Genomic DNA, 19308 nt, shown 5'->3' on the forward strand with positions numbered 1-19308 from the left:
ATCGTCGGTCGCCTCAGTTCTTGCGGTGGCCGATCAGCCGCGGCTTGGGCTCTATGCCCGCCAGGCCGTTCCAGGAGAGGTTCACCAGGTGGGCGACGACCTCGGCCTTCTTCGGCTTCTGCGCGTCCAGCCACCACTGGCCGGTGAGCGCCACCATGCCGACCAGCGCCTGCGCGTACATCGGGGCGAGCTTGGGGTCGAAGCCGCGGCGCTTGAACTCGTGGCCGAGGATGTCCTCGACCTGGGTGGCGATGTCGCTGATCAGCGAGGCGAAGGTGCCGGTGGACTGGGCGACGGGTGAATCGCGCACCAGGATGCGGAAACCGTCGGTGTACTGCTCGATGTAGTCCAGCAGCGCGAAGGCGGCCTGTTCCAGCAGCTCCCTGGGGTGGCCGCCGGTGAGGGCGCCGGTCACCATGTCGAGCAACCGGCGCATCTCACGGTCGACGACGACGGCGTAGAGCCCTTCCTTGCCGCCGAAGTGCTCGTACACCACCGGCTTGGAGACGCCCGCCTTGTGGGCGATCTCCTCGACCGAGGTGCCCTCGAAGCCGCGTTCGGCGAAGAGCGTGCGGCCGATGTCGAGAAGCTGCTCGCGCCGTTCCTTGCCGGTCATACGGACCCGGCGGGCGCGCCGGGCGGTGGGTCCCGCCACGCCTGAGGCCGTGGCCGGACGTGAGCCCGACTTCGCACCCGAATCCGTACCCGAGGCCCTGCCGCTTCCGCCGTCGCCGTTCGATCCGCTGCCGTCGCTCACGCGTCAATCATGCCGCTTCACTGATGTTTTCCTTACGGCGGGCCGCGATACGGTCCGCGCTCGGCCAGCGGACGTCGGTGGCCCAGCCGAGCTGTTCGCACCAGCGGATGATCCGGGCGCTGGAGTCGACCTGGCCGCGCAGCACACCGTGCCGGGCGGAGGTGGGGTCGGCGTGGTGCAGATTGTGCCAGGACTCGCCGCAGGACAGCACCGCCAGCCACCACACGTTGCCGGAGCGGTCACGGGACTTGAAGGGGCGCTTGCCGACCGCGTGGCAGATCGAGTTGATCGACCAGGTGACGTGGTGCAGCAACGCCACCCGAACGAGCGATCCCCAGAAGAACGCGGTGAACGCGCCGTACCACGACATGGTGACGAGGCCGCCGACCACCGGCGGGATGGCCAGCGAGATCACGGTCCACAGCCAGAAGTCGCGCGAGATGCGGCGGATCGCGGAGTCCTTGATCAGGTCGGGCGCGTACTTCGCCTGCGAGGTCTGCTCCTCGTCGAACAGCCACCCCATGTGGGCCCACCACAGGCCCTTCATCAGCGCGGGCAGCGTCTCGCCGTACCGCCACGGGCTGTGCGGGTCGCCCTCGGCGTCGCTGAACTTGTGGTGCCTGCGGTGGTCGGCCACCCAGCGCACGATCGGGCCCTCGACGGCCATCGATCCGGCGATGGCGAGCGCGATCTTCAGGGGGCGGTTGGCCTTGAACGAACCGTGGGTGAAGTGCCGGTGGAAGCCGATGGTGATGCCGTGGCAGCCGAGGAAGTACATGCCGATCATGAGGCCGAGATCCAGCCAGCTCATGCCGCGGCCCCAGGCGAGCGGGATGGCCGCCACCAGCGCCACGAAGGGGATGCTGATGAACAGCAGCAGCGCGATCTGCTCGATCGACCGCTTGCTCTCACCACCGCGGGTGGCGCTGTTCAGCGCGTCTTCCTGTCCCGAGGGCCCGGGTTCCCGGGACTCGGGCCTCACGTCCGTGTGCGTGGTCATGTCTGTCCCTTGGGGATCTGAGGGGGCTGGTTTCAGCCGGTCAAGCCCGTAACTTACGCCGCCGTAAGTATTGCAGCGGCCGACGACGAGCGACAGAACCACTTCATGCGGCCCGTCGTGCGATCTCTACCCCGGATCTACGTCGCGTCCACCCCGGCTCGTACGGCATGATGGTGAAGTCCAGCCCGCCCGGCTCGCCAACGGGTCGAAAGCGCGGGTTGATCCGCCGTGGTGTAATTGGCAGCACTGGGGCTTTTGGTGCCTTATGTCCGGGTTCGAGTCCTGGCGGCGGAGCACCTCACCGGGGCCCCGGCCGGTCCGGCCGGGGCCGCCCGGCGTCCATCCGGGAACCCGTCGGTATCCTGCGGATGTCCAGCACCCGAAGCCGAGGAGTCTCCTCACGTGAGCCCGAACCGTCCGGCTGCCGTCGTCGTCCTCGCCGCGGGTGAGGGCACCCGCATGAAGTCGGCCACCCCGAAGGTCCTCCACCCCATCTGCGGCCGTTCCCTGGTCGGCCATGTGGTCGCCGCCTCCCGCGAACTGGCGCCGCAGCACCTCGTGGTGGTCGTGGGCCACGCCCGCGAGCGGGTCACCGAGCACCTCAACGGCATCGACCCGCAGGCGCTCACCGCCGTGCAGCACGAGCAGAACGGGACCGGGCACGCGGTCAGGATCGGCCTGGACGCGCTGTCCGCGCAGGGCGTCGTCCTGGACGGCACCGTGGTGGTCACCTACGGCGACACCCCGCTGCTCACCGCCGAGACCCTGCACACCCTGGTCGGCGCGCACGAGGGCGACGGCAACGCCGTGACGGTCCTCACCGCGAAAGTGCCCGACCCCACCGGCTACGGCCGGATCATCCGCTCCTCCGACGACCGGGTCACCGCGATCGTCGAGCAGAAGGACGCCGGACCGGCCCAACTGGCGATCGCCGAGATCAACTCCGGGGTCTACGCCTTCGACGCGGCCCTGCTCGCCGACGCGCTCGGCAAGATCACCACGGACAACTCGCAGGGCGAGGAGTATCTGACCGACACCCTCGGCATCCTGCGCGAGGCCGGCCACCGCGTCGGCGCGTACGTCGCCCCCGACCACCGCGAGATCGCCGGGGTGAACAACCGGGTGCAGCTCGCCGAGGCCCGCCGGGTGCTCAACGACCGGCTGCTCCACCGCGCCATGCTGGACGGCGCCACGGTCGTCGACCCCGCCTCCACCTGGGTCGACGTCGACGTCCGCTTCGAGCAGGACTGCCTGGTGCACCCCAACACCCAGCTCCTGGGCGCCACCAGCGTCGGCGCGGGCGCCGAGGTCGGCCCCAACTGCACGCTCACCGACACCGCGGTCGGCCCCGGCGCGCGGGTGTCCAACACCGTCGCCGACCAGGCCGAGATCGGCGAGCAGGCGACCGTCGGCCCGTACGCGTATCTGCGCCCCGGCGCCAAGCTCGGCCCGAAGGCCAAGGCGGGCACGTACGTGGAGATGAAGAACGCCTCGATCGGCGAGGGCACCAAGGTGCCGCACCTCAGCTATGTGGGGGACGCCACGATCGGCGAGTACACCAACATCGGCGCCGCCAGCGTCTTCGTGAACTACGACGGCGAGGCCAAGCACCACACCACCATCGGCAGCTACTGCAAGACCGGCTCCGACAACATGTTCGTGGCGCCGATCACCGTCGGGGACGGCGCGTACACCGCCGCCGGATCGGTGATCACCAAGGACGTTCCCGCGGGGTCGCTGGCCGTCGCCCGCGGTCAGCAGCGCAACATCGAGGGCTGGGTGGCGCGCAAGCGTCCCGGCAGCGCCGCCGCCGAGGCCGCCGAACGCGCACAACGAGGAGACACGCCGCAGGGCGAGTGAGGGACGTCTCATCCGGGCCTCTTGAGGTGCACAGATGCGCCGGTTGGGGCGTACCGTGTGGCTTGCACACAATTCCGCCAGCACGCCTAACCGAAGGCGACGCTGTGCCGAACACCAGTCGAAAACTCCAAGGAGACGGTGCAGTGACCGGGATCAAGACGACCGGTGAGAAGAAGCTGATGCTCTTCTCCGGCCGCGCCCACCCCGATCTGGCGGAGGCGGTGGCACACAGTCTCGGAGTCGGCCTGGTGCCGACCAAGGCTTTCGACTTCGCCAACGGCGAGATCTATGTGCGGTTCCAGGAGTCGGCCCGCGGCGCGGACTGCTTCCTCATCCAGAGCCACACCGCTCCCATCAACAAGTGGATCATGGAGCAGCTCATCATGCTCGATGCTCTCAAGCGGGCCTCCGCCCGGAGCATCACCGTGATCGTGCCCTTCTACGGCTACGCCCGGCAGGACAAGAAGCACCGCGGCCGTGAGCCGATCTCGGCCCGGCTGATGGCGGACCTGTTCAAGACCGCGGGCGCCGACCGCATCCTCACGGTCGACCTGCACACCGACCAGATCCAGGGCTTCTTCGACGGCCCGGTCGATCATCTCTTCGCCCTGCCGGTGCTCGCGGACTACGTGGGCGCCAAGGTCGACCGCGCCAAGCTCACGGTGGTCTCCCCGGACGCCGGCCGGGTACGGGTCGCCGACCGCTGGTGCGACCGGCTCGGCGCGCCGCTGGCCATCGTCCACAAGCGCCGTGACCCCGACGTCGCCAACCAGGTGAAGGTCCACGAGGTCGTCGGTGACGTCAAGGGCCGGGTCTGCGTCCTGGTCGACGACATGATCGACACCGGCGGTACGATCTGCGCCGCCGCCGACGCGCTGTTCGCCAACGGCGCCGAGGACGTCATCGTGACCGCCACCCACGGTGTGCTCTCCGGGCCCGCCGCGGACCGGCTGAAGAACTCCCGGGTGAGCGAGTTCATCCTCACCGACACCCTGCCGACTCCGCGCGAGCTGAACCTCGACAAGATCACCGTGCTGTCCATGGCGCCGACCATCGCCAACGCGGTGCGCGAGGTGTTCGAGGACGGCTCGGTCACCAGCCTGTTCGAGGACTCCGAGCACTGAGCTAGATCGATTTCTCCCGGGGCCTCCCCGCCGGTTACGCTGTCCGCGTTGCTCGGCGAGGGAGGCCCCGGTTTTTCCGGCGGACCTCCGTTATCGGCGCGCTCCTCGTAACGGTCTCCGCGCAAGCGGGGGTGAGTCGTGGAACGGCCCGTCGAGGGTCGGGCGACCGTATGACCCCCCTTTCGCGTACCGAGTTTTCCGTATCGAGGAGTTGAGCATCATGGCCGAGGTCAAGATCGCCGCAGAGCCGCGCACCGAGTTCGGCAAGGGCGCCGCCCGCCGCGTGCGCCGCGCCCACCAGGTCCCCGCCGTCATCTACGGTCACGGCGCCGACCCGCAGCACGTCACCGTCCCCGGCCACGAGCTGCTGCTCGCGCTCCGCACCGCGAACGTGCTGATCTCCCTCCAGCTCGACGGCAAGACCGCGCTGGTCATCCCCAAGGCGGTCCAGCGCGACCCGCTGCGCGGCACCATCGAGCACGTCGACCTGCTGTCCGTGAAGAGCGGCGAGAAGGTCACCGTCGAGATCCCGGTGCAGACCGAGGGCGAGCTGGCCGTCGGCGGCAACCTGCTGGAGCACGTGCTCAACACGCTGCCCGTCGAGGCCGAGGCGACCCACATCCCGACCGCGGTCACCGTCTCCATCGAGGGCCTGGAGGCCGGCGCCTCCATCCTCGCCAAGGACATCACCCTGCCCAAGGGCTCCACCCTGGCGATCGACGAGGACGCGGTCGTCATCCAGGTCGTCTCGGCCCAGGCCGAGGCCGCCGACGAGGCGGGCGACGAGGCCGCCGAGGGCACCGAGGACGCCGCCGCCGAGGCGTAGTCCCCCGCGCTCCCCCGGTCCTCGCGCGCTTATGCGCTCGTGTGCTGACGTGCTCGTGTGCTGACGTGCTCATGTGCGTACGCTCACGTGCCCGCGCGCTCGCGTGCTGACGTGCTCGCGTGTGACCCCGGCCGCCGCCGCACCCTCACGGAGTGCGGCGGCGGCCGTTTTCCCGGTACGAAGTCGGCGACACGGAGTCGGAGACGTGGATGAGTGACACCTCAGGGCCCTGGCTGGTCGCGGGCCTCGGCAATCCGGGCCCCGAGTACGCGGGGAACCGGCACAACATCGGCTTCATGGTGGCCGATCTGCTCGCCCAGCGGGTCGGCGGCAAGTTCAAGCGCGCGCAGAAGGCGCAGGCCGTGGTCGTGGAGGGCCGGATCGGCCCGCCCGGTCCCGCGAACCAGCGGGTGGTGCTGGCGAAGCCCCAGTCGTACATGAATCTGTCCGGCGGCCCGGTGACCGCGCTGCGCGACTTCTACAAGGTGCCGACCGAGCGGATCATCGCCGTCCACGACGAGCTGGACATCGACTTCGGCACGCTGCGGCTCAAGCTGGGCGGCGGCGACAACGGCCACAACGGCCTCAAGTCGATGACCAAGTCGATGGGTCCCGACTATCTGCGGGTGCGCGCGGGGATCGGCCGTCCACCGGGCCGGATGGACGTGGCGGCCTTTGTGCTCAAGGACTTCTCGTCCACCGAGCGCAAGGAGCTGGACTGGTTCGTGGACCGGGCGGCGGACGCGGTCGAGGCGCTGATCACCGAGGGCCTGGAGCGCGCGCAGAGCACGTACAACACCTGACCGGACGCGCGACCGGTCAACCGCCGGACACGGCGCTCACCCTTGTCGAGGGCGGGCGCGTACCGAGGTTGACCGGACGGCATGCGATGGCCAAAGATCGCCCGCATGGTGAAACGCAGCCGTTCCCGCCGGATGGCCGAGGGCACCTGGGGGCTGGTCCTGCTGGCCCGGGTGGTGGGCGGGTGGGCGCTGGTGCTGCTGCTCCTGGCGTCCGGCGCCTGGGACTCGTGGAAGACCGCGCAATACGTGGTGCTCACCAAGGGGCACGAGCACGGCACGATGACGCTGACGAACTGCGGCGACTCCACCTGCACCGGACCCTTCGCGCCGAAGGGGTCGGCCGTCGCCCGCCCGAAGGTGGTCATCAGCCTGCCGGTCACACACCATGTCGGCGACCGTGTGCCGGTCGTGGTGAAGCCCGGGACGAACACGGTCGTACGGTCCGACTGGGGCGGCCTGTTCTTCTCCTGGGTGCCGCTGGCCGGAGCCCTGCTGCTGGCCGCGGTCGTGGCCGGCGGGGCGCTGCGGATGCGGCGCACGGCGTGGACGCTGGCGGCGCTGGGGGCGGCGCTTATCGGTGCGGCCTTCTTGCTGCTGTAGGACGCGTGGGGGGCGTCGGGCACGCTCACCCGCCGCCCCCCACGTGCGACCGTCAGGCTCTCATCGCCGTCGGCTCCAGGAACTCCAGCCGGTTGCCGACCGGGTCCTCGGAGTAGAAGCGGGAGTGGCCCGGCAGGTCGTCGTCCCAGACGACCTTGGCGCCGCGCGCCTGGAGCTCCTTGCCGAAGGCGTGGATCCCGGTGACGCGGATGCCCGGGTGGGCCTTGCGGGCGGGCCTGAAGTCCTCCTCGATCCCTAAGTGCAGCACCGCGTCCCCCGCCGCGAACCAGCAGCCGCCGCGCGCCGCGAGCACCGGCGGCTTGGTCAGCTCGGCCATCCCCAGCACCCCGACGTAGTACGCGCGCAGCGCCTCCTCGCTGCCCGGCGGCGCGGCGAGCTGGACGTGGTCGACCCCCGCGATCCCGAAGCCGTCGGCGCCCCCCGCCGTCCCCCCTGCCGCTCCCCGCGTCACGCCGCCGCCTCCTGCCCCTGTTTGCGCGCGACGGTGAAGATCCGCCGGAAGGGGAAGACCGTCCCGTGCGGGCCCGGCGGGTACGCCTTGCGCAGCAGGTCGCGGTACTGGCCGACGAATTCCGTCACCGCCCCCCGGTCGCCGTCCAGCGCGGTCAGCACCGGCCGCAGCGCGGTGCCCTTGGTCCACTCCAGCACCGGGTCCTCGCCCTGGAGCAACTGCACATACGTCGACTCCCACACATCGGCCGCGCAGCCCAGTTCGGTCAGCCGCTCCAGATAGTCGGCCGGGCTGAGGATGTGGACGTAGCGGCGGCCGTGTCCGTCGAGCCGGTCGCGCCACCGCGGGGTGTCGCACAGCTCGCCCAGCAGCGCGTGGCTGGGCGCGGTGAAGTTGCCCGGCACCTGGAAGGCCAGGGTGCCGCCGGGCGTGATGTGGTCGAGCCAGCCGGGGAAGCGGTCGGCGTGGCCGGGCACCCACTGGAGCGCGGCGTTGGAGACGATCAGGTCGAAGGACTCCTCGGGCGCCCAGTGCGCCGCGTCGGCCTGCCGGAAGTCCAGCTCACCGCCGCCCGCCGTGGGTCCCGCGTACCGCGCCGCCGCGTCCAGCATCTCGCGGGAGCTGTCGAAGCCGGTGATCCGGGCTCCGGGCCAGCGGTCGGCGAGCAGCGCGGTGACATTGCCCGGACCGCACCCGATGTCGGCGATCCGGGGCGCGTCGCCGCCCGGCAGATCCCGGATACGGGTGAGGAGGTCGAGGAAAGGGCGGGTGCGGTGAGTGGAGTGCCGGAGATACTGTTGCGGGTCCCACGTTGGCGCTGCGTGCATCGTCGTACTCCCTGGCTTTTCATAGCCGGCTGCGCACAGCCGCTACCGAAACGGAGGGCGAGGTTCTGCCCTCTGGTCGGTGTCCAGGCTCCTCCGACATATCTCTTGAAGTCAAGAGGCTTCATATCAAGAGACTTCATATCGACAGACCTACTACACTGAGCGCATGGAGGACGAGGTCGACCGGCTGGTCGCTGCATGGCGCCGAGAGCGCCCCGACCTCGACGTGGAGCCGCTGGAGGTGCTCAGCCGGGTCAGCAGACTCGCCCGGCACCTCGACCGCGCGCGGCGGCTGGCCTTCGCCGAGCACAGTCTCGAACCGTGGGAGTTCGACGTGCTCACCTCGCTGCGCCGCGCGGGACCGCCGTACCAGCTCTCGCCGGGCCAGCTCCTGACCCAGACGCTGGTCACCTCCGGCACGATGACCAACCGGATCGACCGGCTCGCCCAGCGCGGGCTCGTCGAGCGGCTGCCCGACCCCAGCGACCGGCGCGGCGTGCTCGTCCGGCTCACCGTGGAGGGCCAGGAGCGCGCGGACCAGTCACTGGCCGGACTGCTCGCGCAGGAACGCGCGATCCTGGGCGAGCTGTCCGCCCGGCAGCGCGGTGAACTGGCCGGGCTGCTACGACAGTTGACCGCGCCTTTCGACAACGTCCCCGGCTGACGGCACCAGCTCCACCGGCCCCACGCCCGCCCTGCGGGCCAGCGCGACCGCCGCAAGCGTCGAGTGCACGCCGAGCTTGCCCAGCACATTCTGCATATGGGTGCGGACGGTGTGCGGCGACAGGAACAGCCGCTCGGCGACGGCTTTGCGGCCCAGGCCCGCGACCATGCAGCGCAGCACCTCCTGCTCGCGCGGCGTCAGCGACTCCACCAGCCGTTCGCTCTCGGTGCGGTGCCTGCGGGCGGCCGTCAGCTCGCGCAGCACACCGGTCAGCAGGGCGGGCGGCAGATGCGTCTCGTCGCGCAGCACGCCGCGTACGACCGCGAGCAGCCGTGACAGCGAGCAGTCCTTGGCGACCCACCCCGACGCCCCGGCCTGGAGCGCGCGGGCCGCCCTGCGGGCGTCGTCCCGCTCGGCCAGCACGACGGTACGGGTCCCCGGATACTCGGCCCTGACCCGTTCCACCAGCGCCAGGCCGTCCAGGACCGGTTCCTGCTCGACCGGGATGCGCGGCACCGCCGCGAGCGTCACCGGCGGTCGCGGACCGTCCCCCAGATCGGCGTCCACCAGCAGGACGTCGTAGCGCCGGTTGTCGGCCGCCGCGCGGTCCAGGCAGCGCTGAGCGGCCGGGCCGCTCCCCGCGGCCGAGACGTCGACGTCGGGCTCCGCCGCGAGCGCGGCGGCAAGCGACTCGGCGAAGATGCGATGATCATCGACGACGAGAACGCGGATTCGTCCCACGGGTACCACTCCCGGTGTTGGGCACTCCCCCAGTGGCGGGGCGGCATTCGCGCGGGATCCGGCACCCGGATCGGGACCGCCGCCCCTCCCCGGGTGCCGAACCCCTTGCGTCTCGCCCCCTGATGCACGCCGGCCCCCACCGGCGCTGTCTCAAAAGCGTAGGGCGTCGCGCCCCCGTTAACACCGTCTTGACGGAAGTTCTCCGTCGCGGAATTCCGGATTCCCTCGTCTTGTGGTACCGGAGTGACCACGGTGACGGGAGCGGCCCCGCGCGCGCCGAACGGGCCGGTCCGCGCGTGCCGAGCTTCACACGGACCGACCCGTCCGACAGCGGGGAACGGGAGCGGGGAACGGGATTTGGGGACGGGGTCGGAGAACGGGGTCTGGAAACCGGGTATGGAAACCGGGTCTGGAACCGGGTTTGAGATCCGGGCCCCGCTAAACCAGCCGGTGCGCTCCGGGGCCCGCCGTCGTCGGGAAGAGCCGGGCCGCCGGGAGGGCGGCCTGGATGGTCGCGGACAGCGCCGGGATGTCGGTGGCCTCCGCCAGGACGATGGCGGAGCCGCCGAAGCCGCCGCCGGTCATACGGGCGCCCAGGGCGCCGTTGGCGAGCGCGGTGTCGACCACGAGGTCGAGTTCGGCGCACGAGATCCGGAAGTCGTCGCGGAGCGAGACGTGCCCCGCGGTCAGGACGGGCCCGATCTCGCGCGTGCGCCCGGCGTCCAGAAGCGCGATGACCTCCTCGACGCGCCGGTTCTCGGTCACCACGTGCCGGGTGAGCCGCCGCAGCCGCTCGTCGGGGAGGGCGGCCAGCGCGGCGTCGAGCCCGTCGTAGGGGACGTCGCGCAGGGCGGGGACGCCGAGGGCAGCGGCGGCGGCCTCGCAGCCCGCGCGCAGTTCGCCGTACGCCCCGTCGGCGTGCGCGTGCTTGACGCGGGTGTCGACCACCAGCAGTTGCAGCCCCTGCGCGGCCAGGTCGAACGGCACCTGGCGCTGCGTGAGCCCGCGCACGTCGAGGTGGAGCGCGTGCCCCTGCGTACAGCAGGCGGACGCGGTCTGGTCCATGACGCCGACGGGCGCGCCGACGTAGGTGTTCTCCGAGGACTGGCAGAGCAGGGCCAACTCCTGGCGGGGCAGGTCCAGGCCGTGCAGTTCGGTGAGGGCCAGGGCGGTGACGACCTGGAGGGCGGCGGAGGACGAGAGCCCGCCGCCGACCGGCACATTGCTGTCGTAGTGGATGTCGGCGCCGCCGATGGCGTGGCCCGCCTGCCGCAGCGTCCACAGGACGGCCGCGGGGTAGACGGCCCAGCCGCCGGTCGTACCGGGAGCCAGTTCGTCGACGCGCAGTTCGACGACGCCGCCGTCCATGTCGGCGGAGTGCACGCGCAGCAGCCCGTCGTCGCGGCGGGCGACGGCCGCCCGGGTGCGGTGCGGGAGCGCGAACGGCATGACGTAGCCGTCGTTGTAGTCGGTGTGCTCGCCGATCAGATTGACCCGGCCGGGCGCCGCCCATATGCCCTCGGGCGCGCGCCCGAAGATGTTCTTGAACGCGATCTCGAACGCGGCTTCCGTCGTGGCTTCCGTCATCGTCCGTCCTCCCCCTGCGTCGGCGAGTGGTCCTGCGACAGCGACCGGGTGAAATTCCATGCGTCGCGGATGATCTCCGCGAGGTCGGTGCGGCTGGGCTGCCAGCCGAGCCGCTGCCTGGCGCGCTCCGCGGAGGCGACCAGTACGGCGGGGTCGCCCGCGCGGCGCGGCTCGTCGGTGGCCGGGATCGGGTGGCCGGTGACCTGGCGGGCGGTCTCGATGACCTCGCGGACCGAGAAGCCGTTGCCGTTGCCGAGGTTGCAGATCAGGTGCTCGCCCGCGGGCGCCTTGTCGAGCGCCAGCAGATGCGCCTCGGCCAGGTCCGCGACGTGGATGTAGTCGCGCAGGCAGGTGCCGTCCGGCGTCGGGTAGTCGTCACCGAAGACCGAGACCGCGCGGCGACGGCCCTGCGCGACCTGGAGGACCAGCGGGATCAGGTGCGACTCGGGGTCGTGCCGCTCGCCGTGGCCGCCGTACGCGCCCGCGACGTTGAAGTACCGCAGGGAGACGGCGGACAGGCCGTGCGCCGCGCACTCGCTGGTGATCATGTGGTCGACGGCGAGCTTCGTCGCGCCGTACGGGTTGGTGGGCGCGGTCGCCGCGTCCTCGGTGATGGGGATGGCGGTGGGCTCGCCGTAGGTGGCGGCGGTGGAGGAGAAGACGAGGGTGCGTACGCCGGAGTCCCGCATGGCGGCGAGCAGTTCGAGGGTGCCGCCGACGTTGTTGCGCCAGTACTTCTCGGGTGCGGCGACGGACTCGCCGACCTGCGAGGAGGCGGCGAAGTGCAGCACCGCGTCATAGGTGCTGTCGAGCACCTTGTCCGCGTCCTGGACGCGGCCCTCGACGAAGTCGGCGCCCTTGGGCACGCCCGCGAGGAAGCCGGTCGACAGGTCGTCCAGCACCGTCACCCGGTGCCCGGCCTCCAGCAGATGGGCGGCGACGACCCCGCCGACGTATCCGGCGCCGCCGGTGACCAGGACCTTCTTGGGCCGGGCGGCCGTCTCCCGCTGGGCGGTCGTCGACTCGGTGCCCGCTCGCTCGGTGCTCACTGACTCGCTACCTCTCGCAGTCGCAACGCCGCGGACTCCGGCGGCACATCGTTGATGAAAGCGCCCATTCCGGACTCGGAGCCCGCGAGGAACTTCAGCTTGCCCGATGTGCGCCGGATAGTGAAAAGCTCCAGATGGAGCGCGAAATCGCGGCGGTCCGGCGCGTTGAACGGCGCCTGGTGCCAGCCGGAGATGTACGGGGTACGCGGCTGGCCCTCGCCGAAGATCCGGTCGAAGCGGCGCAGCAGCTCCAGATAGACCCGCGGGAACTCGGCGCGCGCGTCCTCGTCGAGGCCGAGCAGGTCGGGCACCCGGCGGTGGGGATACAGGTGCACTTCGTACGGCCAGTGCGCGGCGTACGGCACGAAGGCGGTCCAGTGTTCACCCGTGAGGACGATTCGGCGGCCGTCCGCGCGCTCGTCGGCGAGGACGTCGTCGAAGAGGTTGCGCCCGCCGGTGCGCTCGCGGTGCTCGGCGAGCGAGCGCAGCATCAGGGCGGTGCGCGGTGTGACGAACGGATAGGCGTAGATCTGGCCGTGCGGGTGGCCGAGGGTGACGCCGATCTCCGCGCCGCGGTTCTCGAACGGGAAGACCTGCTCCACGCCGGGCTGCTGGCCCAGGTCGCGGGTGCGGTCGGTCCAGGCGTCCAGCACCAGGCGGGCGGAGGCGGGGCTCAGGTCGGCGAAGGACGCGTCGTGGTCGGGGGTGAAGCAGACCACCTCGCAGCGGCCCGCGTCACCGGCCAGCGAGGGGAAGCGGTTCTCGAAGACGACCACCTCGTAGTCGCTGTCCGGGATCTCGCTCAGCCGGCCCTCGCGCGAGGGGCACAGCGGGCACTCGTCGGCGGGCGGGTGGTACGTACGGCCCTGCCGGTGCGAGGCGACGGCGACGGTGTCGCCCAGCAGCCGGTCGGCGCGCAGCTCGGACTCGGTGGCGACGGGCTCCAGCGGACGGCGGTCCACGGCGTCGCGCACGACGTCGTCCCTGGAGTCGTAATAGATCAGCTCACGGCCGTCGGCGAGCCGGGTCGTCGTCTTCTTCACCCTTGAGGCCCCTCATCACAAGCACTCAACATAATCAAACACAAGGAACCACAAAATAACAGCCCGGTCAATGGGGACTCCGGGAAGATGCTTGAAACAGGTTGATTGTGGTGGTAAGTGTCCGCGCACGCGAGAGCGGGGCGGCACCTCCTGTCCGGAGGTGCCGCCCCGCGTGCGGAAGACGTGCGGAAAACGTGTGGGAAAAGGGGGTACTGGGGTCTGTGCGTCAGCCGGCCGCGCCGGGACCGGCCGCGGAGGACTGCGGGAACGCCGCGGACGCCGGGGCGCCTTCGGCCGCCGCGCGGTCCAGCAGGCCGGTGCGGGCGGCCAGGGCGGCGGCCTCCAGCCGGGAGCCGACCCCCAGCTTCATCAGGACGCGCTGCACATGCGTCCGCGCGGTGCTCGGCGCGATCCGCATGCCCGCCGCGATCAGCCGGGTGTCCTCGCCCTCCGCGACCCGCACCAGGACCTCGATCTCGCGCGGTGTCAGCATCTCCAGCAGCCGCGCGCCCTCGTCGTCCGGCTGCCGCGCGGGGTTGAGCAGTTCCGCGAAGGCGCCCTGGAGGAGCGTCTGCGCCACCGCGACCTCCCCTGCCCGCGCCTTGGCCATCGCGCGCTCCACGCCCTCGATGCGCTCGTCGTGGCGTACGTAACCGGAGGCGCCGGCCGCGAAGGCCGCCGCGATGCCGCGCGGGTCGGGCACCGGTCCGAGGACGACCACGGCGACCGCCGGGCGCTCCCGCTTGATCCTGGCCACCGCGTCGAAGGCGCCCGGCTCGGCCGGTGCGGCCGTGCCGTACAGGCACACCTCGGGAGACCTGCTCAGTACCAGTTCCGCCGCGCCCGCCGCGGGCGCCGCCGCCGCGAGCACCCGGTGCCCGCGCAGCTTCAGTGCCGAGGCCAGCGCCTCGGCGAGCAGGCGGTGGTCGTCAACGACCACGAGCCGTACGCCCATGTCGGGTATCCCCTATCCCCCCGGGGTCCGGACCACTGCCGACCCCGACCCCTACGCATACCGCCCTAGGCGGCGAAGCTACACGCATCCACCACCGGCCGCGCCCCCTATCGAACAGAAGGTTCCGGCGAATCCGGAATTACCGTAGCTCGTCAGCCGAAGGTCACCAGATAGGTCTGGTCGGACGAGGAGGCGTACACCGTGCGCGTCGCGATGATGAAATGACCGTCGTGCCAGACGGGGTAGCTGCGCATCGCCGACACGTTCAGCTTCTGCGAGGCGTCGGTGTCGAACTGCGCGTAGGTGGTGAGCGCGCCGCTGGCCGGGTCCAGGGTCACCAGACGGCCCTGCACGTCGTAGTCGGCGGGCTCGTACGCGAGCAGCTTGCCGTCCTCGATCGCCAGGCCCTGGATGTCGTGCTTGCTGTCGGGCTTGGCGATCCACTTCTGCTTGCCGTCGCTCAGGTTGAACGCGACGATCCCGCTGAGCACCTGGCCGTTGCTGTCGTGCTTGCTCGTCAGCGACAGATAGAGGGTGTCACTGCTGACGATCACATTGTGCACGGCCTGCATCTCGGTGCCGTCCGTGCTGATGTCGTACTTGTCGGTGCCGAGCGAGACCCGCGACTGGAGACGGCCGTCGACGATCGTCGCCACGTCCGTCTGCCTCTCGCCCTCGGTGCCGAGCACCACCACCACCGGGTCGGTGGAGACGACGGCCGAGACCTTGGTGCCGACTGGCGCCGTCCACGACCATTTGGCGCTGCCGTTGTTGTCCGGATCGATGACCTGGACCTTGTACGTCTTGTAGCCGCAGTTGACGATCGCCACGAACTGCTTGCCGCCCGCGTAGCCGTCGTCCTCGCAGTCACCGTTGCCCGACCGCCACAGCACCTTCTGGGTGCTCAGCCGGTAGCCGATCGAGCCCTCCAGCCAGTCCACGCCGAGCGTGTCGCCGCTGATCGCCATCTCGCTGTAGTCGAAGTCCGGCTTCTCCGAACTGCCGACCGGCAGCTTCGCCGTCCACACCGCCCTGCCCGCCGCGAGATCGATCACCATGACCTGCTCGCAGTTGGCGCCGAACTGGACGGCCGTCAGGTTGTTGTTGGAGTCGCGCGCGGCCGTGCAGTCGCCGCTCGACGGTGTCGGTACGGTCCACGCCACCGCGCCGGTGCCCAGGTCGTAGCCGACGACCTTGTCGATCTCGTTCTTCACCACGTACTTGTCGGTGAACCAGACGCCGAGGACGCTCTTCAGATTGTCCTTCGACGCCACCGGGTCCGCGGGCTTGTCCCACTTGTACGACAGTGTCGAATTGTGCGTCTTGGCGGTGTTCGTACCGCCGTTGGCGCCACCGGCGTTGGCCTGCGGCTTGGGCGCCGGGTCGTCGCCGCCGCCGCTCTTGGTCGCGAAGTACACACCGCCGCCGATCACCAGCACCGCGGCGACGACCGCCGCGACGATCACGATCAGCTTGTTGTTCGACGAACCGCCTGAGGGGGCGGGGTAGCCCGAGGGTCCGGGCCCGTACGGCGGCTGTTGCTGCTGCGGATAGCCGTACGCCTGCTGCTGCGGCGGGACCTGGCCGGGCTGCGGGTAGCCGTACTGCGGGGGCGGTGTCTGCCCCTGCGGCACCTGACCGGGCGGCGGGGGCGGGGGCGGCACCTGGCCGGGCGGCGGCGGAGGTCCCTGCCGGCCGCCGTACTGCTGCTGCGGGAAGGCCGGTTGGGTGGGCGCCTGCGCGTACGGGTTCTGGCCGGGGGGCACCGGCTGCGCGTACGGGTTCTCGTTACCGGGAACCGGGCCCGCCTGGCCCGGGTATCCGTAACCACCGCCGGGCGGCGGCGGGTTTCCGGGGGGCGGCGGGGGCGGCTGCGACATCAACAGGTCCTTCGGGCACAGGTGAATCAGGGACGGATGAACGGAAATTCTTTCTATCACCCGCCCCCACCACCCCCTCGGGGAGCGGCCCGACCGTTACCTGGCCGCTACACGTCTTCACACGTCGAGGGATTCTGCTTCACCTGCGAAGGGGTGTTACCCGCCCCATGTGAAGGGGTCTCACCCGCCCCATGTGAAGGGGTCTTACCCGCCTCATGTGAAGGGGTGTTACGCGTCCTCCGCCAACTCCAGCCAGCGCATCTCCAGTTCCTCGCGCTCCTCGCGCAGCGCGCGCAATTCGGCGTCCAGGGAGGCGACTTTCTCGAAATCGGTCGCATTGTCGGCGATGCCGGTGTGCAGCTTCGCCTCCCGCTGGCCGAGTTTGTCGAGCTGCCGCTCGATGCGCTGGAGTTCCTTCTTCGCCGCGCGGGTGTCGCCCGTGGGCTTGTCCTTGGCGGGCGCCGGGGCGGGCGCCGCGGCCTCGGCGACCCGGCGGCGGCGCTCCAGGTACTCGTCCACCCCGCGCGGCAGCATGCGCAGACTGGCGTCGCCGAGCAGCGCGAAGACGCGGTCGGTGGTGCGCTCCAGGAAGTACCGGTCGTGGCTGATCACCAGCATCGAGCCGGGCCAGCCGTCCAGCAGGTCCTCCAGCTGGGTGAGCGTCTCGATGTCGAGGTCGTTGGTGGGCTCGTCCAGGAACAGCACATTGGGCTCGTCCATCAGCAGCCGCAGGATCTGGAGCCGACGGCGCTCACCGCCGGACAGGTCGCCGACCGGCGTCCACTGCTTCTCCTTGGTGAAGCCGAACTTCTCGCAGAGCTGCCCCGCGGTCATCTCCCGGCCCTTGCCGAGGTCGACGCGCTGCCGCACCGACTCCACGGCCTGGAGCACCCGCCAGTTCGGGTCCAGCTCGGCGACCTCCTGGGAGAGGTAAGCGAGCTTCACCGTCTTGCCGACGACCACTTTGCCGGCCGCCGGCTGCTGGTCGCCGCCGGTCGCCGCGGCCTCGGCGAGCGCCCGCAGGAGTGAGGTCTTGCCCGAGCCGTTGACGCCGACCAGGCCGACGCGGTCGCCGGGGCCGAGCTGCCACGTCAGGTGCTTCAGCAGCACCTTGGGGCCCGCTTGGACTGTCACATCCTCCAGCTCGAAGACGGTCTTGCCGAGGCGGGAGTTGGCGAATTTCATCAGCTCCGCGGTGTCGCGCGGCGGCGGCACGTCGGCGATCAGCTCGTTCGCCGCCTCGATGCGGAAGCGCGGCTTGGAGGTGCGGGCCGGGGCGCCGCGGCGCAGCCAGGCCAGCTCCTTGCGCATCAGATTCTGCCGCTTGGTCTCCTCGGTGGCCGCGATCCGTTCCCGCTCGGCGCGCGCGAACACGTAGTCGCTGTAGCCGCCCTCGTACTCGTACACCGAGCCGCGCTGCACGTCCCACATGCGGGTGCAGACCTGGTCGAGGAACCAGCGGTCGTGGGTGACGCAGACGAGCGCGGAGCGGCGGGTGCCGAGGTGGCCCGCCAGCCAGGCGATGCCCTCGACGTCGAGGTGGTTGGTCGGCTCGTCGAGGACCAGCAGGTCCTGCTCCTCGATCAGCAGCTTCGCGAGCGCGATCCTGCGCCGCTCGCCGCCGGAGAGCGGGCCGATGACGGTGTCCAGGCCGAGCGGGAAGCCGGGCAGGTCCAGGCCGCCGAACAGGCCGGTCAGCACGTCGCGGATCTTCGCGTCGCCCGCCCACTGGTGGTCGGCGCGGTCGCCGATCACCTCGTGGCGCACGGTCGCGGCCGGGTCGAGGCTGTCGCTCTGCGTCAAGACGCCCAGTCGCAGCCCACCCTGGTGGGTGACGCGGCCGGTGTCCGGCTCCTCCAGCTTGGCGAGCAGCCGGATGAGGGTGGTCTTGCCGTCGCCGTTGCGGCCCACGACGCCGGTGCGGTCGCCTTCGGAGACGCCGAGGGACACGGATTCGAGCAGCGCTCGCGTGCCGTATGTCTTGCCGACGGCTTCGACGTTGACCAGGTTGACGGCCACTCTCGTACGCTCCAGGGGTTCGCGGGGGTTCTGCTTCAGCGTAGTGCGGCGCGGTGAGGTGCCGGTTCCGGGTGGTGCCCCGGCGGTCAGGGGGCGGGGACGACGGTCGCGCCGGGGGCCGGGGAGGCGGCCGGGCGGGCGGTGCGGCAGGTGCCGGACGCGGTGAGGGTGACCGCGATCTTGGCGGCGGTGTCGGCGTCCGGCGCGAGGAAGGCGCAGGTGGGTCCCGAGCCGGAGACCAGCGCGGCGAGCGCGCCCGCGTCCGTGCCGGTGGCCAGGGTGTCGGCCAGCGCGGGCCGCAGGGACAGGGCGGCGGCCTGGAGGTCGTTGACCAGGACGGCGGCGAGCGCGTACGGGTCGCCGGTGCGCAGCGCGTCGATCAGCGCGGGGTCGGCGACGGGCGCAGGTACGTCGTCGGTGGTGTCGCCCGCGCCGGACTCGCGGCGCAGGCGGTCGCACTCGCGGTAGACGGCCGGGGTGGACAGGCCGCCGTCGGCGACGGCGAAGACCCAGTGGAAGGGGCCCGCCACCTCCAGCGGCGTGAGGATCTCGCCCCTGCCCTCCCCCAGCGCAGCGCCGCCGACCAGGCTGAACGGCACGTCGCTGCCCAGCTCCGCGCAGATCGCGAGGAGGTCGGCGCGCGGGGTGTTCAGGCCCCACAGGGTGTCGCAGGCGAGCAGCGCCGCCGCCGCGTCCGCGCTGCCGCCCGCCATGCCGCCCGCCACAGGGATGTCCTTGGTGATGTGCAATCCCACAACGGGATCGACGCCATGGTGCGCGGCGAGCGCGACCGCCGCCTTGGCCGCCAGATTGGTGGCGTCCAGCGGGATGCTGTCGGTGTCCGGGCCGGACGCGGTGATCGTCAACGCGTCGGCGGGCACTGCTGTCACATGGTCGTACAGGCCGACCGCCAGAAAGACGTTCGCCAGGTCGTGGAAACCGTCGGGACGGCGACCGCCGACCGCGAGCTGGACGTTGACCTTTGCGGGCACGCGGACGGTGACGGGTGCGGCGGTCACTGCTGGCTCCCTTGCGAGGGTGGTGCGTACGGAGGGCGGTCCGCCGGGCGCGGCGGATTCACGGGGTGGGGATTCACGGGCT

The 19308-nt window shown here is 71.1% G+C and carries 18 protein-coding genes and 1 tRNA gene; 7 read left to right on the forward strand and 12 right to left on the reverse strand.

The annotated features are described in order from the left end of the window. Positions 1-13: 13 nt before the first annotated feature. Together ACZ37P_RS03985 and ACZ37P_RS03990 are read right to left on the reverse strand one after the other, a co-directional pair. Positions 14-616, reverse strand: a complete 603-nt coding sequence (locus ACZ37P_RS03985; protein ID WP_188282429.1) for a TetR/AcrR family transcriptional regulator — start codon at positions 614-616, stop codon at positions 14-16. A gap of 148 nt (positions 617-764) precedes the next feature. Then, complete coding sequence (locus tag ACZ37P_RS03990; protein ID WP_391051661.1) at positions 765-1757, reverse strand: acyl-CoA desaturase; 993 nt, start codon at positions 1755-1757, stop codon at positions 765-767. 222 nt (positions 1758-1979) lie between these two features. Between ACZ37P_RS03990 and ACZ37P_RS03995 the strand changes: the two genes are divergently transcribed. The 6 genes from ACZ37P_RS03995 (at position 1980) to ACZ37P_RS04020 (ending at position 6970) form a co-directional block, all read left to right on the forward strand. After that, a tRNA-Gln gene (locus ACZ37P_RS03995) sits at positions 1980-2051 on the forward strand. Between the two features lie 108 nt (positions 2052-2159). Further along, positions 2160-3617: a bifunctional UDP-N-acetylglucosamine diphosphorylase/glucosamine-1-phosphate N-acetyltransferase GlmU gene (gene glmU, locus ACZ37P_RS04000; protein WP_391051663.1), complete on the forward strand. Its 1458-nt coding sequence runs from the start codon at positions 2160-2162 to the stop codon at positions 3615-3617. A gap of 143 nt (positions 3618-3760) precedes the next feature. Beyond that, positions 3761-4741, forward strand: a complete 981-nt coding sequence (locus ACZ37P_RS04005) for a ribose-phosphate diphosphokinase (RefSeq protein ID WP_355337998.1) — start codon at positions 3761-3763, stop codon at positions 4739-4741. A 220-nt stretch (positions 4742-4961) separates the two neighbouring features. Then, a complete protein-coding gene (locus ACZ37P_RS04010; protein ID WP_355337995.1) occupies positions 4962-5567 on the forward strand; it encodes a 50S ribosomal protein L25/general stress protein Ctc in 606 nt (201 codons plus the stop codon). Between the two features lie 209 nt (positions 5568-5776). Then, positions 5777-6370, forward strand: coding sequence for an aminoacyl-tRNA hydrolase (pth, locus tag ACZ37P_RS04015; protein WP_355337992.1), 594 nt, complete (start codon positions 5777-5779; stop codon positions 6368-6370). A 108-nt stretch (positions 6371-6478) separates the two neighbouring features. Next, positions 6479-6970 carry a DUF4232 domain-containing protein gene (locus tag ACZ37P_RS04020; RefSeq protein WP_391162558.1) on the forward strand — a complete coding sequence of 164 codons (492 nt, stop codon included), beginning with the start codon at positions 6479-6481 and terminating at the stop codon, positions 6968-6970. A gap of 52 nt (positions 6971-7022) precedes the next feature. On the opposite strand, the gene ACZ37P_RS04025 is transcribed toward ACZ37P_RS04020, so the two are convergent. Together ACZ37P_RS04025 and ACZ37P_RS04030 are read right to left on the reverse strand one after the other, a co-directional pair. Further along, the gene (locus tag ACZ37P_RS04025; protein ID WP_391162315.1) at positions 7023-7442 is read right to left on the reverse strand and encodes a VOC family protein; all 420 of its coding nucleotides are present in this window, start codon (positions 7440-7442) and stop codon (positions 7023-7025) included. Further along, entirely contained in the window at positions 7439-8269 is an 831-nt protein-coding gene (locus tag ACZ37P_RS04030; RefSeq protein WP_467344753.1) for a trans-aconitate 2-methyltransferase, read from the reverse strand. The genes ACZ37P_RS04025 and ACZ37P_RS04030 overlap by 4 nt, the downstream gene beginning before the upstream one ends. Before the next feature lie 166 nt (positions 8270-8435). Here ACZ37P_RS04030 and ACZ37P_RS04035 point away from each other — a divergent pair, with 166 nt between their 5' ends. After that, a complete protein-coding gene (locus tag ACZ37P_RS04035; RefSeq protein WP_355337983.1) occupies positions 8436-8933 on the forward strand; it encodes a MarR family winged helix-turn-helix transcriptional regulator in 498 nt (165 codons plus the stop codon). Here the strand turns inward: ACZ37P_RS04035 and ACZ37P_RS04040 are convergent. From ACZ37P_RS04040 to ACZ37P_RS04075, 8 genes are all read right to left on the reverse strand, one after another. Next, complete coding sequence (locus ACZ37P_RS04040; protein ID WP_188282377.1) at positions 8892-9674, reverse strand: LuxR C-terminal-related transcriptional regulator; 783 nt, start codon at positions 9672-9674, stop codon at positions 8892-8894. The genes ACZ37P_RS04035 and ACZ37P_RS04040 overlap by 42 nt on opposite strands. Positions 9675-10112: 438 nt before the next feature. Beyond that, positions 10113-11261 carry a galactokinase gene (gene galK / locus ACZ37P_RS04045; protein ID WP_467344755.1) on the reverse strand — a complete coding sequence of 383 codons (1149 nt, stop codon included), beginning with the start codon at positions 11259-11261 and terminating at the stop codon, positions 10113-10115. After that, positions 11258-12238 carry a UDP-glucose 4-epimerase GalE gene (galE, locus tag ACZ37P_RS04050; protein WP_467345218.1) on the reverse strand — a complete coding sequence of 327 codons (981 nt, stop codon included), beginning with the start codon at positions 12236-12238 and terminating at the stop codon, positions 11258-11260. The genes galK and galE overlap by 4 nt, the downstream gene beginning before the upstream one ends. 68 nt (positions 12239-12306) lie before the next feature. After that, on the reverse strand, positions 12307-13353 hold the full coding sequence (gene galT, locus ACZ37P_RS04055; protein ID WP_355337977.1) for a galactose-1-phosphate uridylyltransferase: 1047 nt from the start codon (positions 13351-13353) through the stop codon (positions 12307-12309). Between the two features lie 226 nt (positions 13354-13579). Beyond that, the gene (locus ACZ37P_RS04060; protein WP_355337974.1) at positions 13580-14308 is read right to left on the reverse strand and encodes a helix-turn-helix transcriptional regulator; all 729 of its coding nucleotides are present in this window, start codon (positions 14306-14308) and stop codon (positions 13580-13582) included. Between the two features lie 152 nt (positions 14309-14460). Next, positions 14461-16188, reverse strand: a complete 1728-nt coding sequence (locus ACZ37P_RS04065) for a PQQ-binding-like beta-propeller repeat protein (protein ID WP_467344756.1) — start codon at positions 16186-16188, stop codon at positions 14461-14463. Positions 16189-16416: 228 nt separating this feature from the next. Further along, positions 16417-18207: an ABC-F family ATP-binding cassette domain-containing protein gene (locus ACZ37P_RS04070; protein WP_355337968.1), complete on the reverse strand. Its 1791-nt coding sequence runs from the start codon at positions 18205-18207 to the stop codon at positions 16417-16419. Positions 18208-18293: 86 nt separating this feature from the next. Next, positions 18294-19226, reverse strand: coding sequence for a 4-(cytidine 5'-diphospho)-2-C-methyl-D-erythritol kinase (locus ACZ37P_RS04075; RefSeq protein WP_391162321.1), 933 nt, complete (start codon positions 19224-19226; stop codon positions 18294-18296). Between the last annotated feature and the right edge of the window lie 82 nt (positions 19227-19308).

This window comes from Streptomyces sp. NPDC024632, from assembly GCF_055559175.1.

Excerpts from the sequence above, each read along its gene's own strand:
- ACZ37P_RS03990 (WP_391051661.1), bottom strand. The coding sequence starts at position 1,757 with ATGACCACGCACACGGACGTGAGGCCCGAGTCCCGGGAACCCGGGCCC.
- ACZ37P_RS03985 (WP_188282429.1), bottom strand. The coding sequence starts at position 616 with ATGACCGGCAAGGAACGGCGCGAGCAGCTTCTCGACATCGGCCGCACG.
- pth (WP_355337992.1), top strand. The coding sequence starts at position 5,777 with ATGAGTGACACCTCAGGGCCCTGGCTGGTCGCGGGCCTCGGCAATCCG.
- ACZ37P_RS04065 (WP_467344756.1), bottom strand. The coding sequence starts at position 16,188 with ATGTCGCAGCCGCCCCCGCCGCCCCCCGGAAACCCGCCGCCGCCCGGC.
- ACZ37P_RS04030 (WP_467344753.1), bottom strand. The coding sequence starts at position 8,269 with ATGCACGCAGCGCCAACGTGGGACCCGCAACAGTATCTCCGGCACTCC.
- ACZ37P_RS04010 (WP_355337995.1), top strand. The coding sequence starts at position 4,962 with ATGGCCGAGGTCAAGATCGCCGCAGAGCCGCGCACCGAGTTCGGCAAG.
- galK (WP_467344755.1), bottom strand. The coding sequence starts at position 11,261 with ATGACGGAAGCCACGACGGAAGCCGCGTTCGAGATCGCGTTCAAGAAC.
- ACZ37P_RS04035 (WP_355337983.1), top strand. The coding sequence starts at position 8,436 with ATGGAGGACGAGGTCGACCGGCTGGTCGCTGCATGGCGCCGAGAGCGC.
- ACZ37P_RS04060 (WP_355337974.1), bottom strand. The coding sequence starts at position 14,308 with ATGGGCGTACGGCTCGTGGTCGTTGACGACCACCGCCTGCTCGCCGAG.